A 19456-nucleotide genomic window follows, 5' to 3' on the forward strand; every position below is an offset into this window, starting at 1 on the left:
TTTATCTTCCAGTTAGCTGTTGTATGGTTGCTACAATGTGTTGATCGCTCGCCCCGCCACAAATATTAATTTGCGAATAAGGAACGTCATATTGCTCTGCGCTTTGTGCAATACGTTCGCTGGCAACTAACCAAGTACATTGTTGTAAATTTAGTATAATCTCTTGAGGTGCTTGCGAAAATATTTGTTCTAATATTTCTAAACTAGTCACAACAATACAATTTATTTGTATTTTTTTCCACTGGTCGTACCACATTTGCGGGTCATTATGTATGATTTCGCGTTGATACACTTCAAGGTAGTTAATTTTTGCGCCCCGTTCACGTAGTTGAGTCGCCAATAATTCTCGTCCGCCCACACCACGCACGATGGTGATGGTGTCTTGAGCAACTTGGCTTAGCGCAGGTAATTGTAATAACCCTTCACTAGATTCATTAAGCGGTACTTCAACGGCTGCGGGAATACTTAAGCCTGATAGCTTATGATGAAGTGAGTCTGCGGTCTTTTTTCCTACGGCAAAAAAGCTCGCATTGGCATGACTGCGAAAGTATTCAGTAGGACAATGCTGCACGGCATTTGGGCTGGTATAAATAAGTTTAGTGGTGGATAAATGTGCTTCAGAGTCATAGTGACCTAATACCGCGGGCTGGATGCGAATAAGTGGTATATGGCTGATGGAAGTGGTGTATGGGCGCAATGCTCTTATCAAGCTTGCGCCTTGTGCTTCAGGCCGAGTAATTAAACAATGCAGATCAGAAAGCGTCACTGTTTCATCGTTGTTAGTGTCATCCTGTGCGTTATTCACAAATAATCATTCATCCTGTTTATAGACAGCGGCTAAAATTCGGTCGGCACCCTGTGATAATAGCTGTTCTGCCAGCTTTGTACCAAGCGCTTCAGCTTGTAATTGGTTTTGCTTATTTTCGGCTGACAAGGTGATATCTTCATTTAAGGCTGCGGTGAGTATTTCTTTACCGTCTAAACTGCCAACTAAACCCCGTAAGTGTAGCTGTTGATCATGGATCTCGGCATAAGCACCAATGGGTACTTGGCAGCCTCCTTGTAAACGGCGATTCATTGCTCGTTCTGCCATTACTCGTATACGCGTGAGGTGATGCTCTAACGGTGATAGCAGTAACTGAATACGGGTGTCGTCACTACGACACTCAATACCGACTGCGCCTTGCCCATTAGCCGGCAAGCTAAATTCAGGGGCTAAATAATCTGCAATACGACTTTCCATTTTTAAACGAATTAATCCCGCTGCGGCTAATATAATGGCGTCGTATTCGTTGTTATCTAGTTTTGCTAAGCGTGTGTTTACGTTGCCTCGTAGGTCTTTAATAATGAGATCTGGACGATGCGCTTTAAGTTGGCATTGGCGGCGCAAACTAGACGTGCCAATGACTGAACCTTTTGGTACATCAGCAAGGGTTGCATATTTATTTGAAACGAATGCATCGCGAGGATCTTCACGTTCGCAAATGGTATGCAAGTGTAGTCCTTCCGGAAAGTCGACAGGCACATCTTTCATTGAATGTACTGCAATATCAGCACGGCCATCTAGCATGGCTTGCTCTAACTCTTTAACAAACAAGCCTTTACCACCAATTTTAGCAAGCGGTGTATCAAGAATTTTATCGCCCTGAGTCGACATTGGCACTAGCTCTACGCTGAGGTCTGGGTGGTGTTTTTCAAGCTCGGCTTTTACAAATTCGGCTTGCCAAAGGGCAAGGGCGCTTTTACGAGTTGCGATACGTACAGTATTTGTTGTCATTTTTTACATTTCCAAAGAAGCGGTAATACAAACTGTAAGGTGCTTCAACGTTAGTTATTTTTTATAAATAAAATCTTTACTGATCAGAATATGGTTATCTTCATCAACAACCTGAACGGCCCATTGGCCTAACCACTGTTCGGGTTGAGACTGATTAACGCTTTTACTAGAGTAGGTTCGCCATCGGTTCGACTTTATCGTCAGTGGCACGTCAGCAACAATATTGCCTTTGTATATCCAACGATGACGTACGGTGTGACCCGCTAAATTATGCAGCTCAGTAAAGAAAAATAATTTACTGCGCTGGGCATTGTTACTGGTGATGTGATGATTGAGCTGCTCTTGTGGCTCTCTATTTACAATCTTATTGGTTAGCACGGCACGCGCTACATGCGTTGATTGTGTATTTGATAACACTGTTTGCTTTTTCTCAATCGCGGTATCTGGGTTTACTAATTCGGCTGGATGAGTCAGTGTTATCGCTTCATCAGTTGCTGTGGCTGTTTGGTCAGGTTCAATCTCTTTTGTGGCCGGATGTTTAGGAGTAACCCTTAGTGTTGCGGGGATCAGCGCCGCTTTTTCAATTACACTATCAGTCTCAGTCTCAGTCTCACCGCTACTGTCGTTAGGTTGGCTGATTGGCTGGCTTGCGGCCGGCTCGACAGCGCTCTGATCTTTTACTGTGGCTATTGCCGTTGCAGTTTGTTCGTGCGCGCTTACATCAACGGTATTGGTTTTAGCATCCAGCGGCGTTGCAAAGGGTAAAAAATACAGCGCAGCCGCAGCGAGTAACAAACAACATACTACCGCGCTAATCACTTTAACTTTACTAAACGGTGGTTTTGGCGAAACAAAGTCGGGCTGTTCGGCCAATGTATTTGCTGTTAAGTCAGCTGACTTGAGCGCGACTGTAATTTTTAGTTGATTGTCTGCCATATCACCACAAGTAAATGAGTTATTATATTTATTGCTTAAGCCACTGACTCAGCTAAGTTATCGGTTAGCCACTGCGCAATGATTTGCACTTGTTCCGCGCAAACATTGTGCTGCATATTAAATTCATGCCAGCGAATGGTGTAACCGCATTGTTCCAGTGTGTCTTTTGCTTGAACGCCAATTGCCATCGGCACAACATCATCCTGTCGGCCATGCATCATCATAAATGGCGTGTGTAAATTTACCTTGCTGTGCTCCTCAGCTAATTTTTGCGGCTGGCACATGTAAGTCGACATTGCCATGATACCTGCAAATTTATGTTTGCTGCGAGTGGCTAAGTGCATTGCAACTACACCGCCTTGGCTAAAACCTGCAATGACTATTTTGCTGGCAGGAATGCCTTGTGCAATCTGTTGCTCAATTAACGCTTCAACTTGTTCAACAGACTCTAATACTCCTGCTTCATCAGCGCGCTTGTCTAAATCCATCGATTTAATGTCGTACCATGCACGCATGCGATAACCATTATTGATGGTAACAGCACGTTCAGGCGCGTGTGGAAAAATAAATCGAGTTGCTAGCTCATCGGCTAACGCTAACTCAGGCACAATGGGGGCAAAACCATACCCTGAGTCGCCAAGACCATGTAACCAAATAACAACAGACTTTACCCCTTGTGAGGCGTCATCGGGATTAACTTCAACAGCTGATAATAAGTCGGTCATAAATTAGTTCACTGGTTTAAATTGAATAGGGGTATTAGCTTGCTTAGTGGCGGCATCTGAAATCAGTTGCCAAAATTCAGCACCAGTGCGGTTATCAATCCACTGGTCGTCGATGAGCTCAAAATGATGGCCATTGAATTTTGTGGCAACCCATAGCTGCAACAATGGCGCTTGTTTATTAATAATTATTTTGGACTGGTTGGGAAAAATAATGGTTAAGATGCCACCTGCGGCTTCGTAATCTAGATCAAAATCTATCTCATCAATGGATTCTTCAACGGCCAACAGCATTTCGTCAGCAAGTTGGTGGTATTCCTGTTCGTTCATTGATACATTTCCCATATTAAATAAAACATCATTATATTGGCTTCTGCGTGTCAAAAAAACCGCTAAATAACTCTATGAATAACATATTTACCAAGTTAACGAAAAAAAATGGTCGTAATGCACTCGGTGCGTTATTGTTTTGTCAGTTAATGTTAGTGCAAGGCTGTGGCCAAAAAGGCCCGTTAACATTGCCAGAAGACACACCTGAACATGCGCCAGCGCAAGACGTGCAAAATAGCGTAAACAAAGGTACCACTAATACCGAGGAATAGATTCAGCAATTAGCTGTGTATAAGGACGCATCTTGGACTACTTTAACTATCACAATAATACGTTACATGCTGAACATGTAAACGTAAATGCAATTGCTGCAGAATACGGTACACCAACCTATGTGTATTCGCGTGCAACGATAGAACGGCACTGGCATGCGTTTGACCAAGCTGCTGCCCAGCATCCGCATGTAATATGTTACGCAGTTAAAGCGAATTCAAATTTAGCAGTATTAAATGTATTAGCTAAGTTAGGGTCGGGTTTTGATATTGTATCAGGTGGCGAACTCGCTCGTGTAATAGTAGCAGGTGGTCAGCCTGAGAAAGTCGTTTTTTCTGGAGTGGGCAAAACAGAGCAAGAAATCGCCTATGCCCTTGAGGTTGGTATTAAATGTTTTAATGTTGAGTCTGAATCTGAACTTCAGCGTATTGAAAAAGTAGCGCAACAACGTCAACAGTCGGCCCCTATTTCTATTCGTGTTAATCCAGACATTGATGCAAATACGCATCCGTATATTTCTACGGGCTTAAAAGAAAACAAGTTTGGTATCGATATTACTCAGGTTATGCCGTTGTACCAATATGCGCATGAGTCCGTGTGGTTGAATGTGCAAGGGGTTGATTTTCATATTGGCTCTCAGTTAACAGAAGTAGAGCCTTTTTTAGCGGCATTAGATAAAGTGCTTACGTTAATTGATACGTTACAGGCGCAAGACATTCATATTTCGCATTTAGATGTAGGCGGAGGGTTAGGAGTTACTTATGCCCAAGAAGCGCCGCCTCATCCGATTGGATATGCCGCAGCCATCGTAGACAAGCTACAACATCGTAAAGACTTAACCCTTATTTTTGAACCCGGACGGGCAATTATGGCTAATGCGGGCATTTTATTAACTCAAGTTGAGTTTATTAAAAAAGGTGAAAATAAAGACTTTGCTATTGTGGATGCAGCCATGAATGATTTACTGCGACCTGCGCTATACAGCGCGTGGCAAAACATTATTCCTGTGAATGATCGCGACGAAGCAAATGAAGAGTCGCAAGCCACACAACTTTACGATATTGTGGGGCCGGTGTGTGAAACAGGGGACTTTTTAGGTAAAGATCGCTATTTGAATATTCAAGAAGGTGACTTACTGGCGGTACGTTCTGCGGGGGCGTATGGTTTTACGATGAGCAGTAATTACAACAGTCGCACGCGCGCCGCTGAGGTCATGGTTGATAACACGAATATGCACTTAGTTCGGGCACGAGAAACGTTGCAAGACTTGTGGCGCGGCGAGTCTATACTGATTGAATAAGTACCAGAATCTTTGCTAAAACAAATGCGCTTTACTTGAAACAAGTTCACAGCGATTAATATAAGAAAATGCGTTAAGATAACCAAATCAAGATAATAATAAAGCAGTTATGTTAGTTTACTTTTCAAAAATGCACGGACTCGGAAATGATTTTATGGTGATTGATAACGTCACCCAAAATGTATTCTTGTCTAAAGAACAAATCCGCAAATTAGCTGACCGTCATTTTGGCATTGGTTTCGACCAGCTGTTAATTGTTGAACCTCCCTACGATCCCGATTTAGATTTTCATTATCGTATTTTTAATGCTGATGGTAATGAGGTAGAGCAGTGCGGTAATGGTGCACGCTGTTTTGCGCGTTTCGTGCGAATGAAAGGGTTAACGAACAAGCATCGTATTCAAGTTAGTACCAAGAACGGAAATATTACACTGTTTAATGAAAAAGACGGTAATGTAACCGTGAATATGGGGCATCCTAAATTTGAACCTAAGCAAGTACCGTTTAAAGCGCAAAAGCAAGAGATGACGTACATACTGCGTGCTGAAGAGCACACGGTGTTATGCGGCGCGGTGTCGATGGGTAACCCACATTGCGTTATCACGGTAGAAGATATTGAACGCGCTGAAGTTGATGTGCTTGGGCCCATTTTTGAAAAGCACGAGCGCTTTCCAGAAAAAGCCAACATTGGCTTTATGGAAATTGTGTCAGATAACTACATCAAATTACGGGTATGGGAGCGCGGTGCAGGTGAAACCTTGGCGTGTGGTACCGGCGCGTGCGCAGCTGCAGTAATTGGCAAGATGCAAAATAAACTGGCTTCAACGGTAAAAGTAGCGTTGCCCGGTGGCACCCTTACGGTGCGTTGGAATGGTCCAGGACAGCCAGTAAAAATGACCGGCCCAGCAGAACATGTATATGATGGACAAATAATTTTATGAGCGAAATAACGCCTCCTATCGAGCCTGTAATGCAGGATGAGTTAAGTTTAGATGCAAGCTTAGTTAAAGAGTATCTATTGCAGCATCCTGATTTTTTTGTACAAAATCCAGACTTGTTAGCTCAATTACGCTTACCTCATCAACAAAAAGGCACTATTTCGTTGGTTGAGCGTCAGCTAGAAGTACTACGTGAAAAAAGCCAATATCTTGAAGAAGAAATCACGCATTTAATGTCGATTGCGCGACAAAATGAGCATGTGTTTTTAGTATTTAGTGAGATTTTTATTCGTGTTTTTGATGCGTCTGACCAAGCCGAATTACTCCAATCTATCGAATTATTAATCAGTGAAAAGTTAAACCTAAATGCCGTGCAGCTGATTAAGTTAAATGAGCAAAATGCCAGTTTGCCGGATTTAGAAAATAAAAAGCTAACTAATTTTATTGCAAAACGATTATCGCATAGCAGTACCTATTTTGGCCGACTGAGCAAAGAAGAAGCCACTTTATTTTTTAATGATAAAGAAGTTAATTCTGTTGCTGTGCTCACTTTAGGTGATGACATGACAACGGGCTTAGTTGCTTTTGGTAGTATTGATCATGATCATTTTTATCCGGGCATGGATACATTATTTATTAATGAATTAGGGCGTGTACTTACCTTGCTGCTTGAGCGTTTTGACCATGCTTAACGGCAGGCAATATGATGAATCGCGCTAAGCGCGAAGAAACAACCGCGCAGTACATTTAATTCTCAGTACATTCAATACTCGGTACATTCTATGCTCGGTTCATCCTATTAATAGTGCATCCAATATTTGCAGCACGAACGGTGTTTTTCAGCGCAACACTGATGAGTAAGCAGCATAGTTGAGTTTGCTTTTTACGTTGTATTGCGCCTCTGCCGTCGATTATTCGTCGCTTTCTTCACTATTAACGCAACACCCCTCACCGTCAATACGATTGTCATTCAGTTCGGTTTTTAATGCCATAGTTCTTGCCTATGACAATAAGAGTCATTAACAATTTTATCTATGAAATACATATCGATAGGATAGGTTGGCAGTTTAATAGGAGGACGAATATGACTGTTAACTTAATCAATAAATACCTAACAGCAACGGCATTGGTAGCCGCAAGTACAGTATCCATGTCGGCTATGGCTGGACTTGATACTTGGTTTAAACACGATAATAACTTTGTGACTTTTAATCACAACGCGACCAGCGTTGAGCTTTATGTGCCCTATCCGCAATTACATGACAAAAACTGCGGTATTGGTATCGCCCTTAACTTTGGCAGTAGCCGCATTCACAACTATGAAACTTTAACTAGTCAGTTAGCCATCTCTAGTAGTTATCGCTCGGGTGCTGCATCAGATGAAATGGTGTTAAGCGCAATCACGAATCAAGGCGCGTTATACCGTTTTGATTATGACACGCAATACTATGGTACGTTTGTGACCATTGAAGCTAAATACGGTCAAACATTTGGTGATATATTAACGCCATTCTCAAGCTATAGTGGGGTACATGCACTGACTACAGCGGTAAGTTGTGAGGTACTTAATACCGCGTCTTAAGTCGAAATGGATTAGTACGGATAAAACTCTGTGGTCATAACTGCTTGATAGGTTGTTCATGTTGTTGCCACAGCTGCTTACTGCGCAAGCTTTAGGGTTTTAACGCATGTTGTATTTCTTGGCCTAGGGCACGACTAATATGCCGACTTTGCTTATCGCCTCTGTACACAAAGCATAACTCATCTCTCACACTGTCATAAGGTAGTGCCTGTTCTTTCATTAGCGATCTTGCATCATTGTGAGCTACTCGAGTAGGTAAAATACCAATCCCCTGCCCAGACTCAATTAAGGCACTAATTACTTCTAAATTATTGGTATGTATTTCATTAAAGCGATATGACGATAGTTGTTTATACACGGTTTGGCTTTGTTTTAAATGCGGATCAAAAATGAGCGTACACTCAGGAGAGTGCACTTGTTGTTTTAAGCTTGGATTTTTACGGGTCCACAGACACACTTCATCAAAGAGTATTGACTGAATGACCAAATCAGGATGCTGAATTGGGTTAATAATTAATCCGAAATCAATGTCGTAGCTAATGATCCTTTCAGTGATTTTTCTCGAAAGATCGTGCGTAAAATGAAAATGCAGTAATGGCAGAGTGTTCTCAAGATGCGACAAAAGCAAGGGGAGTGCATAAAGCGCAACAGAGGGGTGACAGCCAAAAGAAAAGTCACCCGCCAATGTTGCCTCAGTACGCTTAACGCGTTGCTTAATATGATCCCAGTCGGCAAGAAACTTTTGGCTGTATAATAGAAGCTCCTCACCTGCTTTTGTCAATTGCACACCTGTTCGGGTGCGCAATAAAATATCCGTGTCTAAGCTGATTTCCAGTCGTTTCATTGCTGCACTGATACTAGGCTGAGTGATGCCAAGCCGTTCAGCAGCGCGTGACAAATTCTTGGTGCTTACTACTTCTAAAAAGTACGTTAAGTCGTCGTAATTCGGAGTCATTATTGTGCAACTGGCTAAGTGTTTAATATGACTAGAATATATGTATTTAACGTAAATAAAACGTTTTTTAATTGTTTAAGGTAGCAATGTCGTAATGGGTGGTATGTAAAAGAGAAGCTTGTTTGGTATTATTTGGCTTCTTTTTCAGTATGTTTGACTATAACACTCAGTGTATTTTCGTATATAAAGGATCTTATGATGTTACGTTTACTTCTCTTGTTATTAAGTTTTACACTGTCGGCATGTTTCTCTTCTCCTACTTTACATCCAAAGCATAGCGATATTAACAATACTGATTTAGTAAAGCCTGAGCACCCGAGTAACCTTCGTCAGGATGTAGTGCATGGGCAATTAAGTAATGGCTTTACCTATTATATTCATAAACACAATGTTCCAGCCAATAGAATAGAGTTACGTTTGGCAGTAAAAGTTGGTTCGTTACAAGATCTTGATAATCAAAATGGCGTAGCACATTTTGTAGAGCACATGGCGTTTAATGGAACAAAGCATTTTCCAAAAAATCAGGTGATTACAGCGATGGAAAAGATGGGGATGAGCTTTGGTAGCCACTCCAACGCTGTCACTAACTTCAACAAAACTGTATATAGACTAACTGTTCCCACTGATAACCCCGACAATATCCATACTAGCCTAACAATAATGAAAGATTGGGCAGAAAGTATTTCATTTGACAATTTAGAAGTTGAAAAAGAACGGGGGATCATATTAGAAGAGTGGCGTAATCAAAATGAGCATGCTACTAAGGGAATTAATAAAGTTCAAAGAGAGGCTTTGTGGAATAACTCAAGATATCTAGACCATTTAGCTGTGGGTAATCCAGCTGGCATAAGCCATATTACGTCAAATATGCTTAAGCAGTTTTATCATAAGTGGTACACGCCAAGCAATATGGCGCTCATTGTGGTTGGTGACGTGACTATTAAAGACGTTGAAGCTTTAATTACAACAAAGTTTGGTGCGATAGCTAATAAAAGTAACGCTAAGCAAAAAAGCTACAATATTCCTGCAAGAGATAAGATACACAGTGTGATTTATTCAGATAAGCAGCAAACCTCATCGGTTGTGCGACTCATGTTGTTGGCCGAAAAGCGCGAGTATTCAAATATAAAGCACATTAAACCGTTAAGAATGAAAGCATTGTTCAATTATCTTTTGAATGAGCGACTTAAGAAGCTGTCTTTATCAGATTCAGCTCCTTTTTTTGAAGCAAGAAGCTATAGTGATCTATTAGCAGATAAGACACAAGTTCATGGCTTTACAGTCAAAGCGAAACATAACGAAATAGAAGGTGGCTATTGGGCGCTGTTAAAAGAGTTACAACGTGTTAAGCAACATGGCTTTACTGCAACTGAGTTGGCTCATTATAAGCAAGCTATTGTTGCTAGGCTTGACGCATACTTACTTAATAGTAAAGGCTTTTATTCGGGGAAGTTTGCAGAACAACTAACTAATCACTTTCTATTTAACAAGCTTGCTTTATCACCCGAGCAACAAGTAAATGAACAAAAACGTACAGTGCAAGCAATCACGTTAGAAGAGCTAAATACATTTGCGTCTGCGCTGATATCTATACAGCGTGGCTTTGAATTTGTGCTAGCCCCTGAAGCACTGAAAAGCGCGTTGCCAACAGCTCAGAAGTTAAAAGAGATTAGAAGGCAGACAAAAGAGTTATCGACAGCCCCTTATCGGGGGACATTAACTAAAAATGACTTAATGATTAAACAGCCTAAAGCTGGTTACATTGTGAGTGAAACGGAAAACGAAGAATTAGGTTTCGTTAGTTGGCAATTATCTAATGGTGCAGTTGTGCACTTTAAGAAAACTGACTTTGAGCCTGACTATTTTATTTACAAAGCAATTGCTTCTGGCGGTACATCTATGATTGCAGATGAGTTGTATCGTAATGCACTAGCGTTCAGCGCTGTTATGAATAATACAGGCGTGGCCACGTACGATATTAATACATTAGGACGGTTTCAAACTGAGCATCAAATTTCTCTTGAATTCGGAGCGAGTCGTGATTGGCACTATCTGTATGGAGGGGGTGTGGTTAGTGAGTTGGAGTCATTCTTAAAATTAAACTATTTAAGGCTTGTTTCGCCACGATTTAACGACGCCATTGTTCAGCGACATAAGGATAATGTGCTTGACTACCAAGCGATCAGAAAGCATGCATATAACGAACGTTTTAATGACGAAGCGGGAGTATTTTATTGGCAAGATCATTTCAGAAGTCAGCCCTGGAGGGTTGAACATGCGACTGAGATATCCTCCGCACGATTAAACACGATACATCAGCAGTGGTTTAGTAATGCTACTAATTTTGAATATTTCTTTGTCGGGAACTTGGAAAAAGCTACGCTTAAGCAGCATGTAGCCACTTATCTTGCTTCATTACCTGCCACTGGAGACATAACTAGCAACGTGGAACACCACATAATGCCAATAAGTGGCAAACACCGTTTTATTAAGCATTATGCAACTGAGCAAAGAGCACACGTTAAGTTACGTAGGCATCAAAGGCTTGAGAAAACAAGTAAGGTATTTGAGCAAGAATTAGCGCATTTCGTTAGTATTACTAATGTTAAATTACGAGAAGTACTGAGAGAGGACTTTGCTGGTGTATACGGAGTTAGGCTGAACGCTTACGTGGAAAACATACAAGCCCCTAGATTGACGATGGAGATAGCGTTTACTTGTGAGCCAGATCGAGCCGAAGAGTTAATAAATATAACCAACACGACTTTAGCAACGCTGGCGAGTGAACCTATTACACAAAATTACTTAGATAATGAGCGTCAGCGTTGGCTCAAACAACGAAAAGTAATAATGAAAAACAATCATTGGATACTGAATCGCATGGCTCAGATAACGGATACTAAAAATAGTTATATTACGCTGCGTGAAGAGCGTGATGTTGCAGAAAATTTCACCAAAGAGCAGTTTCAAAAAGTAGCGAAGAAGATAACTAATTTGAAGAATATGAGTGATATTATCTTATTACCGAAAAATGGAGCCAAGCCTTGATCACTATTTTCAAAAAGCTACAACCGATTAAAGCAATCTCTTTTGACTTAGATGACACGCTCTACCATAACGCTCCTGTGATAGCGCGTGCCGAGCAAGCCCAACAACGATATTTAATAGCACATGCGCCGAAAGTTAAGTACGTTGAGCATGGGTATTGGCGAGAAATTCGTCACCAGCTTATTCACGAGCAACCGTATTTGGGCCATGATATTAGCCAGCTAAGAAAAGAAGTGATCAAAACAGGCTTAATGCAATTAGGCTATGATGCACGTTTTGCTAAGCAACTTGCAGCGCATGCCTTTACGGTATTTTTAGCACAACGCAATAATATAACGATTCCGGAATTTATTAAGGCGCTACTATCAACCTTGCAACAACACTATAAGTTGATTGCGATCACCAACGGCAATGCCGACATTAATCAGTTTGGTTTAGCGGACTACTTTGAATTTAGCGTGAGTGCGGGCAGTACGCCCCTCAATGATGCCTCAACAGTATTTAAAATGAAGCCCCATGCTAGTATGTTTGAATTTGCATTAGCGCAATTAGCTATTCAGCCGAGTGAGTTGCTTCATGTGGGAGATAGTCATAATAGTGATGTACTAGGAGCACTTCGAGCCGGCTGTCAAACCGCGTGGTTAGATCACGAACAGTCACTTTCTGCGCGCCTTGCACTGCCTCATATATATATTGATGATATTACTGAGTTGATGGAGTTGTGCTAATCCGAATGCACGTTAGTGACGCTTTTTAATGGTCGTTATGTCGCTTTTTAAAATATTCGCGTAAGTATATTGTTGCTCCCGCGGCTCCAAATATTAAACCTAATGCCATTAGCCAGCGATTTTCCCAGCGGGACACTTCTCGTTCAGAGATTAGGATGTATTCGTAGGTGACTGAAGGTAGTTTTTCAACGTATTTGTCACCTAGGTACTGATCAGTAAGATGGTAATGCGAAATGGCGCGCTCATCCACTGATTGGGCCGAAACCACATCAGCTTGATACGTATAAAATACTTGTGGAAAGATAACTGAGAAATAGCTAACCACTAATAAAATAAAAGCAGCTATGCAGGTTAACATTGCTATTTTAGGCTTAATTGTGGTGATAAATGAACTCTTATTAGCACTAGTAGTGAAAGTAACACCATAGGCGAGGCTTAATTTTTTTAATACGTCTTCTGATGGATAATAATGTCCATTCTCTAACTTCGATAAGTAAGATTGCTGAATTGAGATATTCTTTGCAGCCATCGCTTGTGTCCATCCCTTTTCTTTTCTTAACAATACTAATTTATTTGCTAAGTCCATTTTTTAATACCTCTTACTTAGTTGAAGCTGTATTATCTGAAATTCTTCGTAGTAAGAAAAGTACCTACAAAATATTCGTGATGATGAATAAGTTTAGCGAGTTATGAATATAAAGAATATTCATGAATATCAATCGGTTATGTTGAATTTGTTGTTGGCTCATGTTGATATGTCGCACACCGAAATGACTTCAAATAATATAAGGAAAAGAAATGATTAAAAGCATAATTTATTGGCTGCTGGGAATGTTATTGATAGTGTGTAATGTAGCGTTAGCTGCGGAACAACAAAACAATGCAGCTGTTCAAAAAGATAAACTAATAGCGATGCAGGTTGAGGTATATAGTGTCGAAAATTATGATTTTAAGAAGACGCTTGAGCAAAATACTAAAAATGCGGTATTAGAGTCTAAGCCTAAATTAGTATTTAATTGGGACGCTGGCGCTGCTATTCAGGTGGGAAATAATGAACAGGGCGACACAAAGAGTTTAACTAGAATACATATCATTCCTGAACAAGAGTCTAATGATTATGTGCTTAAGGTTATGATGAATGATAATGGCATGGAGAGAATTTCAGAGGTCAGGTCCAGTATAGGTACAAAATTCTTTATGACTACGTCAATTAAAGGTAATAATAAAATTATTGTTGTTACAACAAAGAATTTTGAACCTAACGAACCTGCAAAATAACTGAATATTCTGTTACAGACATGGCGAATATACCTCGCTGTGTCTATGCTTGAGGGTAATAACTGCGATCTTCATGTGATTAGCGTTAATGGACTAGTCTGTTTAAAAGTGTTGAGCCATGTTTACCTATTCTTTATCTTTTGCACGGCTTTTTTTTCGAGTTTGTGCAGTAAACGCTGTACTTCCTATTATGTTGGCTTCGGTGTGCTTGGCTTTTTTATGCCTGCCTTTAAAAGCTGCAGAATCAAACACATCATATAAGCAAGAAGTAATCACGGCTCAAGCTGTTGCAAAGACACCTGAGCGTGGTTCAAGTGTTCAAAATAAAGGTGCTGAACCTGTTGTAGTAGTGAGCTTATTCAAGTTGCCCTATATTGCTGCGCAAGATGTCACTGATACTGATCAAAATAGTACAAACACAACACCAATAGATACGGTATCTGCGGTACTGACTACCAAAGTCGAAGAGTTGGAAATGGCTTTAACGCAGCAAAAAGTGATTAATCAACGCTTGGTTGCGATTATTTTTTTAATTGGCTTGGCAATCATGGGATTTTGGATCCTTAAAATTAAATCATTGAAGAAACATTTTCTGAAAGTTAAAGAGCGTGATCCCTTAACCGGAATTATGAATCGGAATACATTTTTTGCGATGGCACTTGATGTGTTAGAGCATGCTGAAAATGTGGAGCACACTGTGAGTTTTATATTATTCGATTTAGCCAAGTTTAAACGCATAAATGATAAATATGGTCATACGGTTGGTGATTGGGTGTTGAAGCAAGTAGCGAAAAAGGTTCAAACAATTGGGCGTCAGGGTGACATGTTTGCACGAATAGATGGTGAGGAGTTTGCATTTTTATTGGTAGATTGTAATGCCGAGCAGGCAAGCGTCATCACCGAGCGTTGCCAGCAAGCTATTAATGAGATAGATCCTAGTGTTGTGAATTATCACTTTTCGGTGAGCGCTTATTTTGGCGTAACCGATACGCAATTGTCGGGTTATGAATTAGAAGCCATGTTTAGTCATGCTGATGAAGCCTTACAAGAAGCAAAAACAAAAGGCCACAATGAAATTGTGACCTTTGAAGATAAATTTGTGGTGTAAATGACGGTAGAAAACGTGCTGGTTAGATAAAGAGTAATGAAATAGATGCCAGCGTGAGTACCGCCATGGTGCGATTAAAATAGCGCCATGCTTGTTCTGTTTTAAACAATTTACTGATCGCCGCACCAAATTGTATCCATATAATAGCGGCGGGTATACCTACCAAATTAAACACAATAATCAGCATGATTGCAGAACTAAAGTATTCGTCCCCTCCTAAGGTATAAGCTGTTGTAGAGGAGATGATTACAATCCACGTTTTTGGGTTCACAAACTGAAATAGTGCGCCTTCAATAATGCTTAAGGGTTTTGCTTTACCATCATTCGCATTGGGTGGTGGCATGTTTGCTATTTTCCATGCGAGTACTAATAAATAGGCAGATCCTAAATATTTCAATAGGGTATGTGCTTCTGGATACTGTAAAAATACCCCGCCTAATCCTAATATGACGAGTATTTGTATTAGCGTAAAGCCGCAGCGAACGCCGATCACAAAGGGTAATGTTCGTCTAAAGCCAAAGTTGGCTCCAGAAGTTGTTAGTAAAATATTATTTGGGCCCGGAGTGGAAGAGGCGGTAAAAGCAAATAATGTTAATGGCACTAAAAGTGCCATCATGGTTTCACTAAACATAATACTTATCCTTAAATTGTATGGGTTCAATTGTGTTGACAATATGCATTTTGATAATACAATTGATTTACTTTCGATCAAGAGTTTTATTGTAATGGTGACAATGTGGCAACCCAATCTTGCAGGTTATGCTGGGCCTAAATATAAAGCGCTAGCGGATGCAATTTCAGATGCAATTTTGAAAGGGGAGTTGGCTTCTGAAGTTAAGCTTCCGCCACAGCGCCGTTTAGCGGATGCGCTTGGTGTGACAGTGGGGACGGTAACTCGTGCTTATGCGCTGGTGGAACAGCGTGGCCATGTTGAAGCCCGAGTGGGCAGTGGTACTTATGTCTGCCCGTCAAAAACCGTGTCGCAATATGCTCTAAATCACGATCCTGACAAAATAGATTTTGCAACTTGTCGCGCGCCGCAACTAGAGCAAGCACGCATGATGGCTATTGGCTTTGAACAATTATCTAAGTCGCCAGATTTGTTAGTACAGCTTGGTGAATATCAAGTTAACCCGCCTCCATATCAGCTGAATCAATATCAATTATGGCTTGAGCAACAAGGCGTTGTATTTGCAAGTGGGGAAGCTCCTAGTGAGTTGCATTTTAGTTATGGTGGGCAACATGCAATCTATGCCTACTTGAGCGCAACTTGTCGCCCGGGTGATAGTATTGTTTGTGAAGCGTTATGTTATCCCGGCGTCGTCAAAGCCGCTCAGCGTCTAGGATTAAAAATACTGTCGGTAGAGATGGATGAGCAAGGGATGGTGCCGGATAAGCTGTCTTCGTTGTGCAAACAACAAAAGCCGAAATGTATGTATGTGACGCCAAATAATCAAAACCCTACTTGTGCTGCGATGAGTCTTCAACGTCGTCAGGAGCTTATTGCAGTCGCACAACAATATGATGTCGCCATCATTGAAGATGAAGTGAATTTTTGTACGGTAGAACATCGGCTTCCTACCCTACAATCTTTAGCGCCAGAACGCGTAACATATATCAGCAGCTTTTCTAAACGGTTTATGGCTGGTTTGCGCATTGGTATGTTGGTTACGCCTAATGTATATGCGTTGGCGGTGAAACAAGCGTTGCATGCAAATACGTGGATGGTATCGCCGTTTATGTTTGAGCTGGGTTATCAATGGCTTAAAAATGGTGACATGGCTCGTATACAGTCTTGTATTACCGATGAAATGCGAAAACGACAACGAGCAGCAACAGCCGTACTAGGCAATATGGATGTGCAATTACAGTTTGGTGGTTATAACTTGTGGGTAGTGTTGCCGCCACATGCATCCGCAAATAGATTAGCGAATCATTTAGCTGAGCAGGGCGTTGTCGTGCGTGTTGCGTCAGACTTTGCGTCTCATCAACCGCACAATAAAGCTGAGCTACCTAATGCGCTACGTTTAAGTTTAAGCGCACCACAGCGATTTACTGATGTTGAGCGCGGCTTGCGCTTAATTACCCAAGCCTATGCGCATATTGAACAGCATGCTTTTGTGGTTTAGTAAGGTATGTTGCGGTAGATTACTCTGCAACAATTTGCGTTAAGCTATAGCTAGACTGCTCGTTGCCTAAGTGCTTAGTTAGCGCTGGCAGCACTTGCTCCATCTCTTTCATTAACGTCCATGGCGGGTTAACAACAAATAAACCAGTGCCCGTCATCCCAAATTCAGCGGAGTCTTCTGCTAAACACCATTCAATTTTTAGCACATTACGTACTTCACTTTTAACGAAGTCTTGCTCCATTTGTTTAATGTAATGGCGCTGCACCACGGGATACCACAATAAGTACGTTGCACTGTTTAGGCGCTGGTAGCCTTGAATGATGGCAGCAACAGCATCAGCGTAATCCGACTTTAACTCGTAAGGTGGGTCGATTAATACCATGGCACGGCGTGACGGTGTAGGCAACAACGCTTTAAGGCTAGCATAGCCGTCACTCTGATTAACGTGAACTTTGCGTCTTCTGCCCATTAACTGCGTTAGTAATTTATTATCAGTAGGGTGTAATTCAAAAAGCTGTAAGGTATCTTGCTGGCGCGCCAAGTGTTGTGCAATGGCCGGAGAACCTGGGTACACTTTCAATGCTTTACGGCTGTTATGATTGTCATTAATCGTTTTAATGACGCTAAGATAGTTTTGCAGTGGTTCTGGTAAATTAGATTCATGCCAGAGACGTTCAATGCCATCGCGATATTCCGCCGTTTTCTGTGCCATGTTGTCAGAAAGCTGATATATGCCAGCACCTGAGTGTGTGTCGATATAGGTATAGGCCTTATCTTTTTTTGCCAAATAATTAAGTACTTGGATTTGTACGCAGTGCTTTAATACATCAGCGAAATTACCCGCATGAAATGCGTGACGATAGCTTAACAAAAGAGAGTCTCCAACGTGAAAAAAGGTAAACAGTCATAGTCTAGCATGACTGATTACCTGACACTGCATTATCCGTGATTAACCCGCTTCGGTTGTGCCGCTGTTTCTTTGTCTAGTTTGGCGAAATAGATGTTTGCCGCTGCCATCACTTTTGGTGCAAGCAGTAATGATGCAGTCATCGTAGGGATTGCCATTAAAGCATACATGCCAATCATTAAATTAAACACAAAGTCGAGTGTTGCCACACAACCAACCATAATCATTGCAAGGTAAAAATATTTATACTTGTGGCTATTATGTGCGCCCACTAAATAGCTGAAGCATTTTTGCCCGTAATACCAATAGGTAAACATGGTTGTGGTACTTAGGAATAAGATTTGTATTGCCAGTAGTATCTGGCCAGTTAAGCCAAGCTCTTGGCCATACACTTTCATGGTTAGTTCAACGCCTTGTAATCCTTCTGCTTGTTGCCACAAACCAGAGGCTAAAATTGCTAATGCGGTACAGGTACAGATCAACAATGTATCAATCATTGGCCCTAACATTCCCACTAATCCTTCACGGATAGGCTCATTGGTTTTGGCTGCACCATGTGCCATGACTTCGGTGCCTATACCCGCCTCATTAGAGAACACACCCCGTGATACTCCGATAATCATCACTCCTAATAAACCGCCTGTGACCGACATCGGATTAAATGCCTCAGTAAAAATGGATGCGAGCAATGCGGGTAATTCCGTCAGGTGATTCATTAGCACCAGTAAGGTCATGATGAGGTAGCTAATTGCCATTAACGGCACTAAGCGAGAGGTCACATACGCGACACGCTTTAGTCCACCTAAAATCACGGCAGCCACGAATACCATTAATAACACCCCAATAATGGCATTAAACACAGTGGGATTGGCAACCCATGATTCTGGTAATAGCTCTTCGCGAAATGCAGCAGTTAATTGGTTTGCTTGGAAAGAAGGTATCGTGCCGAATAGGCCGGCAAAGGCAAATAATAAGGCTAATGGCTTCCAGTTTTTACCTAACCCCTCGGTCACAATGTACATTGGGCCGCCTTGAATATTTCCTTCTTCATCTTTAGCGCGATACATAACGCCTAAGCTACATGTGAAGAATTTAGTAAACATGCCAAGCATGGCGGTTATCCACATCCAAAAAATGGCACCCGGACCGCCTGCGGTGATAGCCAAAGCCACGCCTGCAATGTTACCTAATCCCACTGTACCCGCTAGTGCAGCAGAAAGTGCTTGCGCATGCGTTAGTTCGCCTTTTGCAGTGGGCTCTTGATCGTCGTATTTTCCACTTAAGATTGAAACGGCATGTTTAAAGTATCGCAGTGGCATGAAGCGTGAGTATAAGGTAAAAAAGATCCCGCCCCCGACCAACAGCACCAGCATAGGTGTGCCCCATACAAAATTAGAAAAGGCGGCGGCAAAAGCGTTTAGAGATTCCATGGTTGTCCTAATCATT

Annotated in this window: 20 protein-coding genes; 10 read left to right on the top strand and 10 right to left on the bottom strand. The window is 41.5% G+C overall.

Annotation, left to right across the window (positions count from 1 at the left end):
* Position 1: 1 nt before the first annotated feature.
* From HUU81_RS00450 to cyaY, 5 genes are read right to left on the bottom strand one after another with little or no spacing between them, the layout of a single operon-like run.
* A complete protein-coding gene (locus HUU81_RS00450; protein ID WP_199610255.1) occupies positions 2–805 on the bottom strand; it encodes a uroporphyrinogen-III synthase in 804 nt (267 codons plus the stop codon).
* 6 nt (positions 806–811) lie between these two features.
* Positions 812–1777 carry a hydroxymethylbilane synthase gene (gene hemC, locus HUU81_RS00455; RefSeq protein ID WP_199610256.1) on the bottom strand — a complete coding sequence of 322 codons (966 nt, stop codon included), beginning with the start codon at positions 1775–1777 and terminating at the stop codon, positions 812–814.
* A 54-nt stretch (positions 1778–1831) separates the two neighbouring features.
* On the bottom strand, positions 1832–2713 hold the full coding sequence (locus HUU81_RS00460; protein ID WP_199610257.1) for a DUF2914 domain-containing protein: 882 nt from the start codon (positions 2711–2713) through the stop codon (positions 1832–1834).
* A gap of 35 nt (positions 2714–2748) precedes the next feature.
* Positions 2749–3438 carry an alpha/beta hydrolase gene (locus tag HUU81_RS00465; protein ID WP_199610259.1) on the bottom strand — a complete coding sequence of 230 codons (690 nt, stop codon included), beginning with the start codon at positions 3436–3438 and terminating at the stop codon, positions 2749–2751.
* Between the two features lie 3 nt (positions 3439–3441).
* Positions 3442–3765 (bottom strand): iron donor protein CyaY, encoded by a 324-nt coding sequence (gene cyaY / locus HUU81_RS00470; RefSeq protein ID WP_199610260.1) that lies wholly within the window; start codon positions 3763–3765, stop codon positions 3442–3444.
* A 74-nt stretch (positions 3766–3839) separates the two neighbouring features.
* Here cyaY and HUU81_RS00475 point away from each other — a divergent pair, with 74 nt between their 5' ends.
* The 5 genes from HUU81_RS00475 (at position 3840) to HUU81_RS00495 (ending at position 7857) form a co-directional block, all read left to right on the top strand.
* A complete protein-coding gene (locus HUU81_RS00475; RefSeq protein ID WP_199610261.1) occupies positions 3840–4037 on the top strand; it encodes a lipoprotein in 198 nt (65 codons plus the stop codon).
* 32 nt (positions 4038–4069) lie between these two features.
* The gene (gene lysA, locus HUU81_RS00480; RefSeq protein WP_199610262.1) at positions 4070–5338 is read left to right on the top strand and encodes a diaminopimelate decarboxylase; all 1269 of its coding nucleotides are present in this window, start codon (positions 4070–4072) and stop codon (positions 5336–5338) included.
* A 109-nt stretch (positions 5339–5447) separates the two neighbouring features.
* Positions 5448–6278, top strand: coding sequence for a diaminopimelate epimerase (gene dapF / locus HUU81_RS00485; RefSeq protein ID WP_199610263.1), 831 nt, complete (start codon positions 5448–5450; stop codon positions 6276–6278).
* The gene (locus HUU81_RS00490) at positions 6275–6967 is read left to right on the top strand and encodes a DUF484 family protein (RefSeq protein WP_199610264.1); all 693 of its coding nucleotides are present in this window, start codon (positions 6275–6277) and stop codon (positions 6965–6967) included. Before dapF ends, HUU81_RS00490 begins: the two co-directional genes overlap by 4 nt.
* A 392-nt stretch (positions 6968–7359) precedes the next feature.
* Positions 7360–7857 (top strand): hypothetical protein, encoded by a 498-nt coding sequence (locus HUU81_RS00495; RefSeq protein ID WP_199610266.1) that lies wholly within the window; start codon positions 7360–7362, stop codon positions 7855–7857.
* Positions 7858–7948: 91 nt separating this feature from the next.
* Here the strand turns inward: HUU81_RS00495 and HUU81_RS00500 are convergent, their stop codons facing one another.
* Complete coding sequence (locus tag HUU81_RS00500) at positions 7949–8812, bottom strand: LysR family transcriptional regulator (protein WP_199610268.1); 864 nt, start codon at positions 8810–8812, stop codon at positions 7949–7951.
* 195 nt (positions 8813–9007) lie between these two features.
* Between HUU81_RS00500 and HUU81_RS00505 the strand changes: the two genes are divergently transcribed.
* Together HUU81_RS00505 and HUU81_RS00510 are read left to right on the top strand one after the other, a co-directional pair.
* Positions 9008–11860, top strand: a complete 2853-nt coding sequence (locus HUU81_RS00505) for a M16 family metallopeptidase (protein ID WP_199610270.1) — start codon at positions 9008–9010, stop codon at positions 11858–11860.
* On the top strand, positions 11857–12588 hold the full coding sequence (locus HUU81_RS00510; RefSeq protein WP_199610271.1) for an HAD-IA family hydrolase: 732 nt from the start codon (positions 11857–11859) through the stop codon (positions 12586–12588). The genes HUU81_RS00505 and HUU81_RS00510 overlap by 4 nt, the downstream gene beginning before the upstream one ends.
* Before the next feature lie 25 nt (positions 12589–12613).
* On the opposite strand, the gene HUU81_RS00515 is transcribed toward HUU81_RS00510, so the two are convergent.
* A complete protein-coding gene (locus HUU81_RS00515) occupies positions 12614–13174 on the bottom strand; it encodes a helix-turn-helix domain-containing protein (RefSeq protein WP_199610272.1) in 561 nt (186 codons plus the stop codon).
* A gap of 212 nt (positions 13175–13386) precedes the next feature.
* Here HUU81_RS00515 and HUU81_RS00520 point away from each other — a divergent pair, with 212 nt between their 5' ends.
* Together HUU81_RS00520 and HUU81_RS00525 are read left to right on the top strand one after the other, a co-directional pair.
* Positions 13387–13866: a hypothetical protein gene (locus HUU81_RS00520; protein ID WP_199610273.1), complete on the top strand. Its 480-nt coding sequence runs from the start codon at positions 13387–13389 to the stop codon at positions 13864–13866.
* A 118-nt stretch (positions 13867–13984) separates the two neighbouring features.
* Complete coding sequence (locus tag HUU81_RS00525) at positions 13985–14974, top strand: GGDEF domain-containing protein (RefSeq protein WP_199610274.1); 990 nt, start codon at positions 13985–13987, stop codon at positions 14972–14974.
* A 22-nt stretch (positions 14975–14996) separates the two neighbouring features.
* On the opposite strand, the gene HUU81_RS00530 is transcribed toward HUU81_RS00525, so the two are convergent.
* Positions 14997–15605 carry a LysE family translocator gene (locus HUU81_RS00530; protein WP_199610275.1) on the bottom strand — a complete coding sequence of 203 codons (609 nt, stop codon included), beginning with the start codon at positions 15603–15605 and terminating at the stop codon, positions 14997–14999.
* Between the two features lie 103 nt (positions 15606–15708).
* Here HUU81_RS00530 and HUU81_RS00535 point away from each other — a divergent pair, with 103 nt between their 5' ends.
* The gene (locus HUU81_RS00535) at positions 15709–17103 is read left to right on the top strand and encodes an aminotransferase-like domain-containing protein (protein ID WP_199610277.1); all 1395 of its coding nucleotides are present in this window, start codon (positions 15709–15711) and stop codon (positions 17101–17103) included.
* A 19-nt stretch (positions 17104–17122) separates the two neighbouring features.
* Here HUU81_RS00535 and HUU81_RS00540 read toward each other — a convergent pair whose 3' ends face one another.
* Positions 17123–17974, bottom strand: a complete 852-nt coding sequence (locus HUU81_RS00540; RefSeq protein WP_199610279.1) for a 23S rRNA (adenine(2030)-N(6))-methyltransferase RlmJ — start codon at positions 17972–17974, stop codon at positions 17123–17125.
* A 68-nt stretch (positions 17975–18042) separates the two neighbouring features.
* Positions 18043–19440 (bottom strand): alanine/glycine:cation symporter family protein, encoded by a 1398-nt coding sequence (locus HUU81_RS00545; protein WP_199610280.1) that lies wholly within the window; start codon positions 19438–19440, stop codon positions 18043–18045.
* Positions 19441–19456 lie beyond the last annotated feature (16 nt).

The organism is Flocculibacter collagenilyticus (assembly GCF_016469335.1).
Classification (GTDB): Bacteria; Pseudomonadota; Gammaproteobacteria; order Enterobacterales; family Alteromonadaceae; genus Flocculibacter; species Flocculibacter collagenilyticus.

Excerpts from the sequence above, each read along its gene's own strand:
- hemC (WP_199610256.1), bottom strand. The coding sequence starts at position 1,777 with ATGACAACAAATACTGTACGTATCGCAACTCGTAAAAGCGCCCTTGCC.
- HUU81_RS00460 (WP_199610257.1), bottom strand. The coding sequence starts at position 2,713 with ATGGCAGACAATCAACTAAAAATTACAGTCGCGCTCAAGTCAGCTGAC.
- HUU81_RS00465 (WP_199610259.1), bottom strand. The coding sequence starts at position 3,438 with ATGACCGACTTATTATCAGCTGTTGAAGTTAATCCCGATGACGCCTCA.
- cyaY (WP_199610260.1), bottom strand. The coding sequence starts at position 3,765 with ATGAACGAACAGGAATACCACCAACTTGCTGACGAAATGCTGTTGGCC.
- HUU81_RS00475 (WP_199610261.1), top strand. The coding sequence starts at position 3,840 with ATGAATAACATATTTACCAAGTTAACGAAAAAAAATGGTCGTAATGCA.
- dapF (WP_199610263.1), top strand. The coding sequence starts at position 5,448 with ATGTTAGTTTACTTTTCAAAAATGCACGGACTCGGAAATGATTTTATG.
- HUU81_RS00490 (WP_199610264.1), top strand. The coding sequence starts at position 6,275 with ATGAGCGAAATAACGCCTCCTATCGAGCCTGTAATGCAGGATGAGTTA.
- HUU81_RS00495 (WP_199610266.1), top strand. The coding sequence starts at position 7,360 with ATGACTGTTAACTTAATCAATAAATACCTAACAGCAACGGCATTGGTA.
- HUU81_RS00500 (WP_199610268.1), bottom strand. The coding sequence starts at position 8,812 with ATGACTCCGAATTACGACGACTTAACGTACTTTTTAGAAGTAGTAAGC.
- HUU81_RS00505 (WP_199610270.1), top strand. The coding sequence starts at position 9,008 with ATGATGTTACGTTTACTTCTCTTGTTATTAAGTTTTACACTGTCGGCA.
- HUU81_RS00515 (WP_199610272.1), bottom strand. The coding sequence starts at position 13,174 with ATGGACTTAGCAAATAAATTAGTATTGTTAAGAAAAGAAAAGGGATGG.
- HUU81_RS00520 (WP_199610273.1), top strand. The coding sequence starts at position 13,387 with ATGATTAAAAGCATAATTTATTGGCTGCTGGGAATGTTATTGATAGTG.
- HUU81_RS00525 (WP_199610274.1), top strand. The coding sequence starts at position 13,985 with ATGTTTACCTATTCTTTATCTTTTGCACGGCTTTTTTTTCGAGTTTGT.
- HUU81_RS00530 (WP_199610275.1), bottom strand. The coding sequence starts at position 15,605 with ATGTTTAGTGAAACCATGATGGCACTTTTAGTGCCATTAACATTATTT.
- HUU81_RS00535 (WP_199610277.1), top strand. The coding sequence starts at position 15,709 with ATGTGGCAACCCAATCTTGCAGGTTATGCTGGGCCTAAATATAAAGCG.
- HUU81_RS00545 (WP_199610280.1), bottom strand. The coding sequence starts at position 19,440 with ATGGAATCTCTAAACGCTTTTGCCGCCGCCTTTTCTAATTTTGTATGG.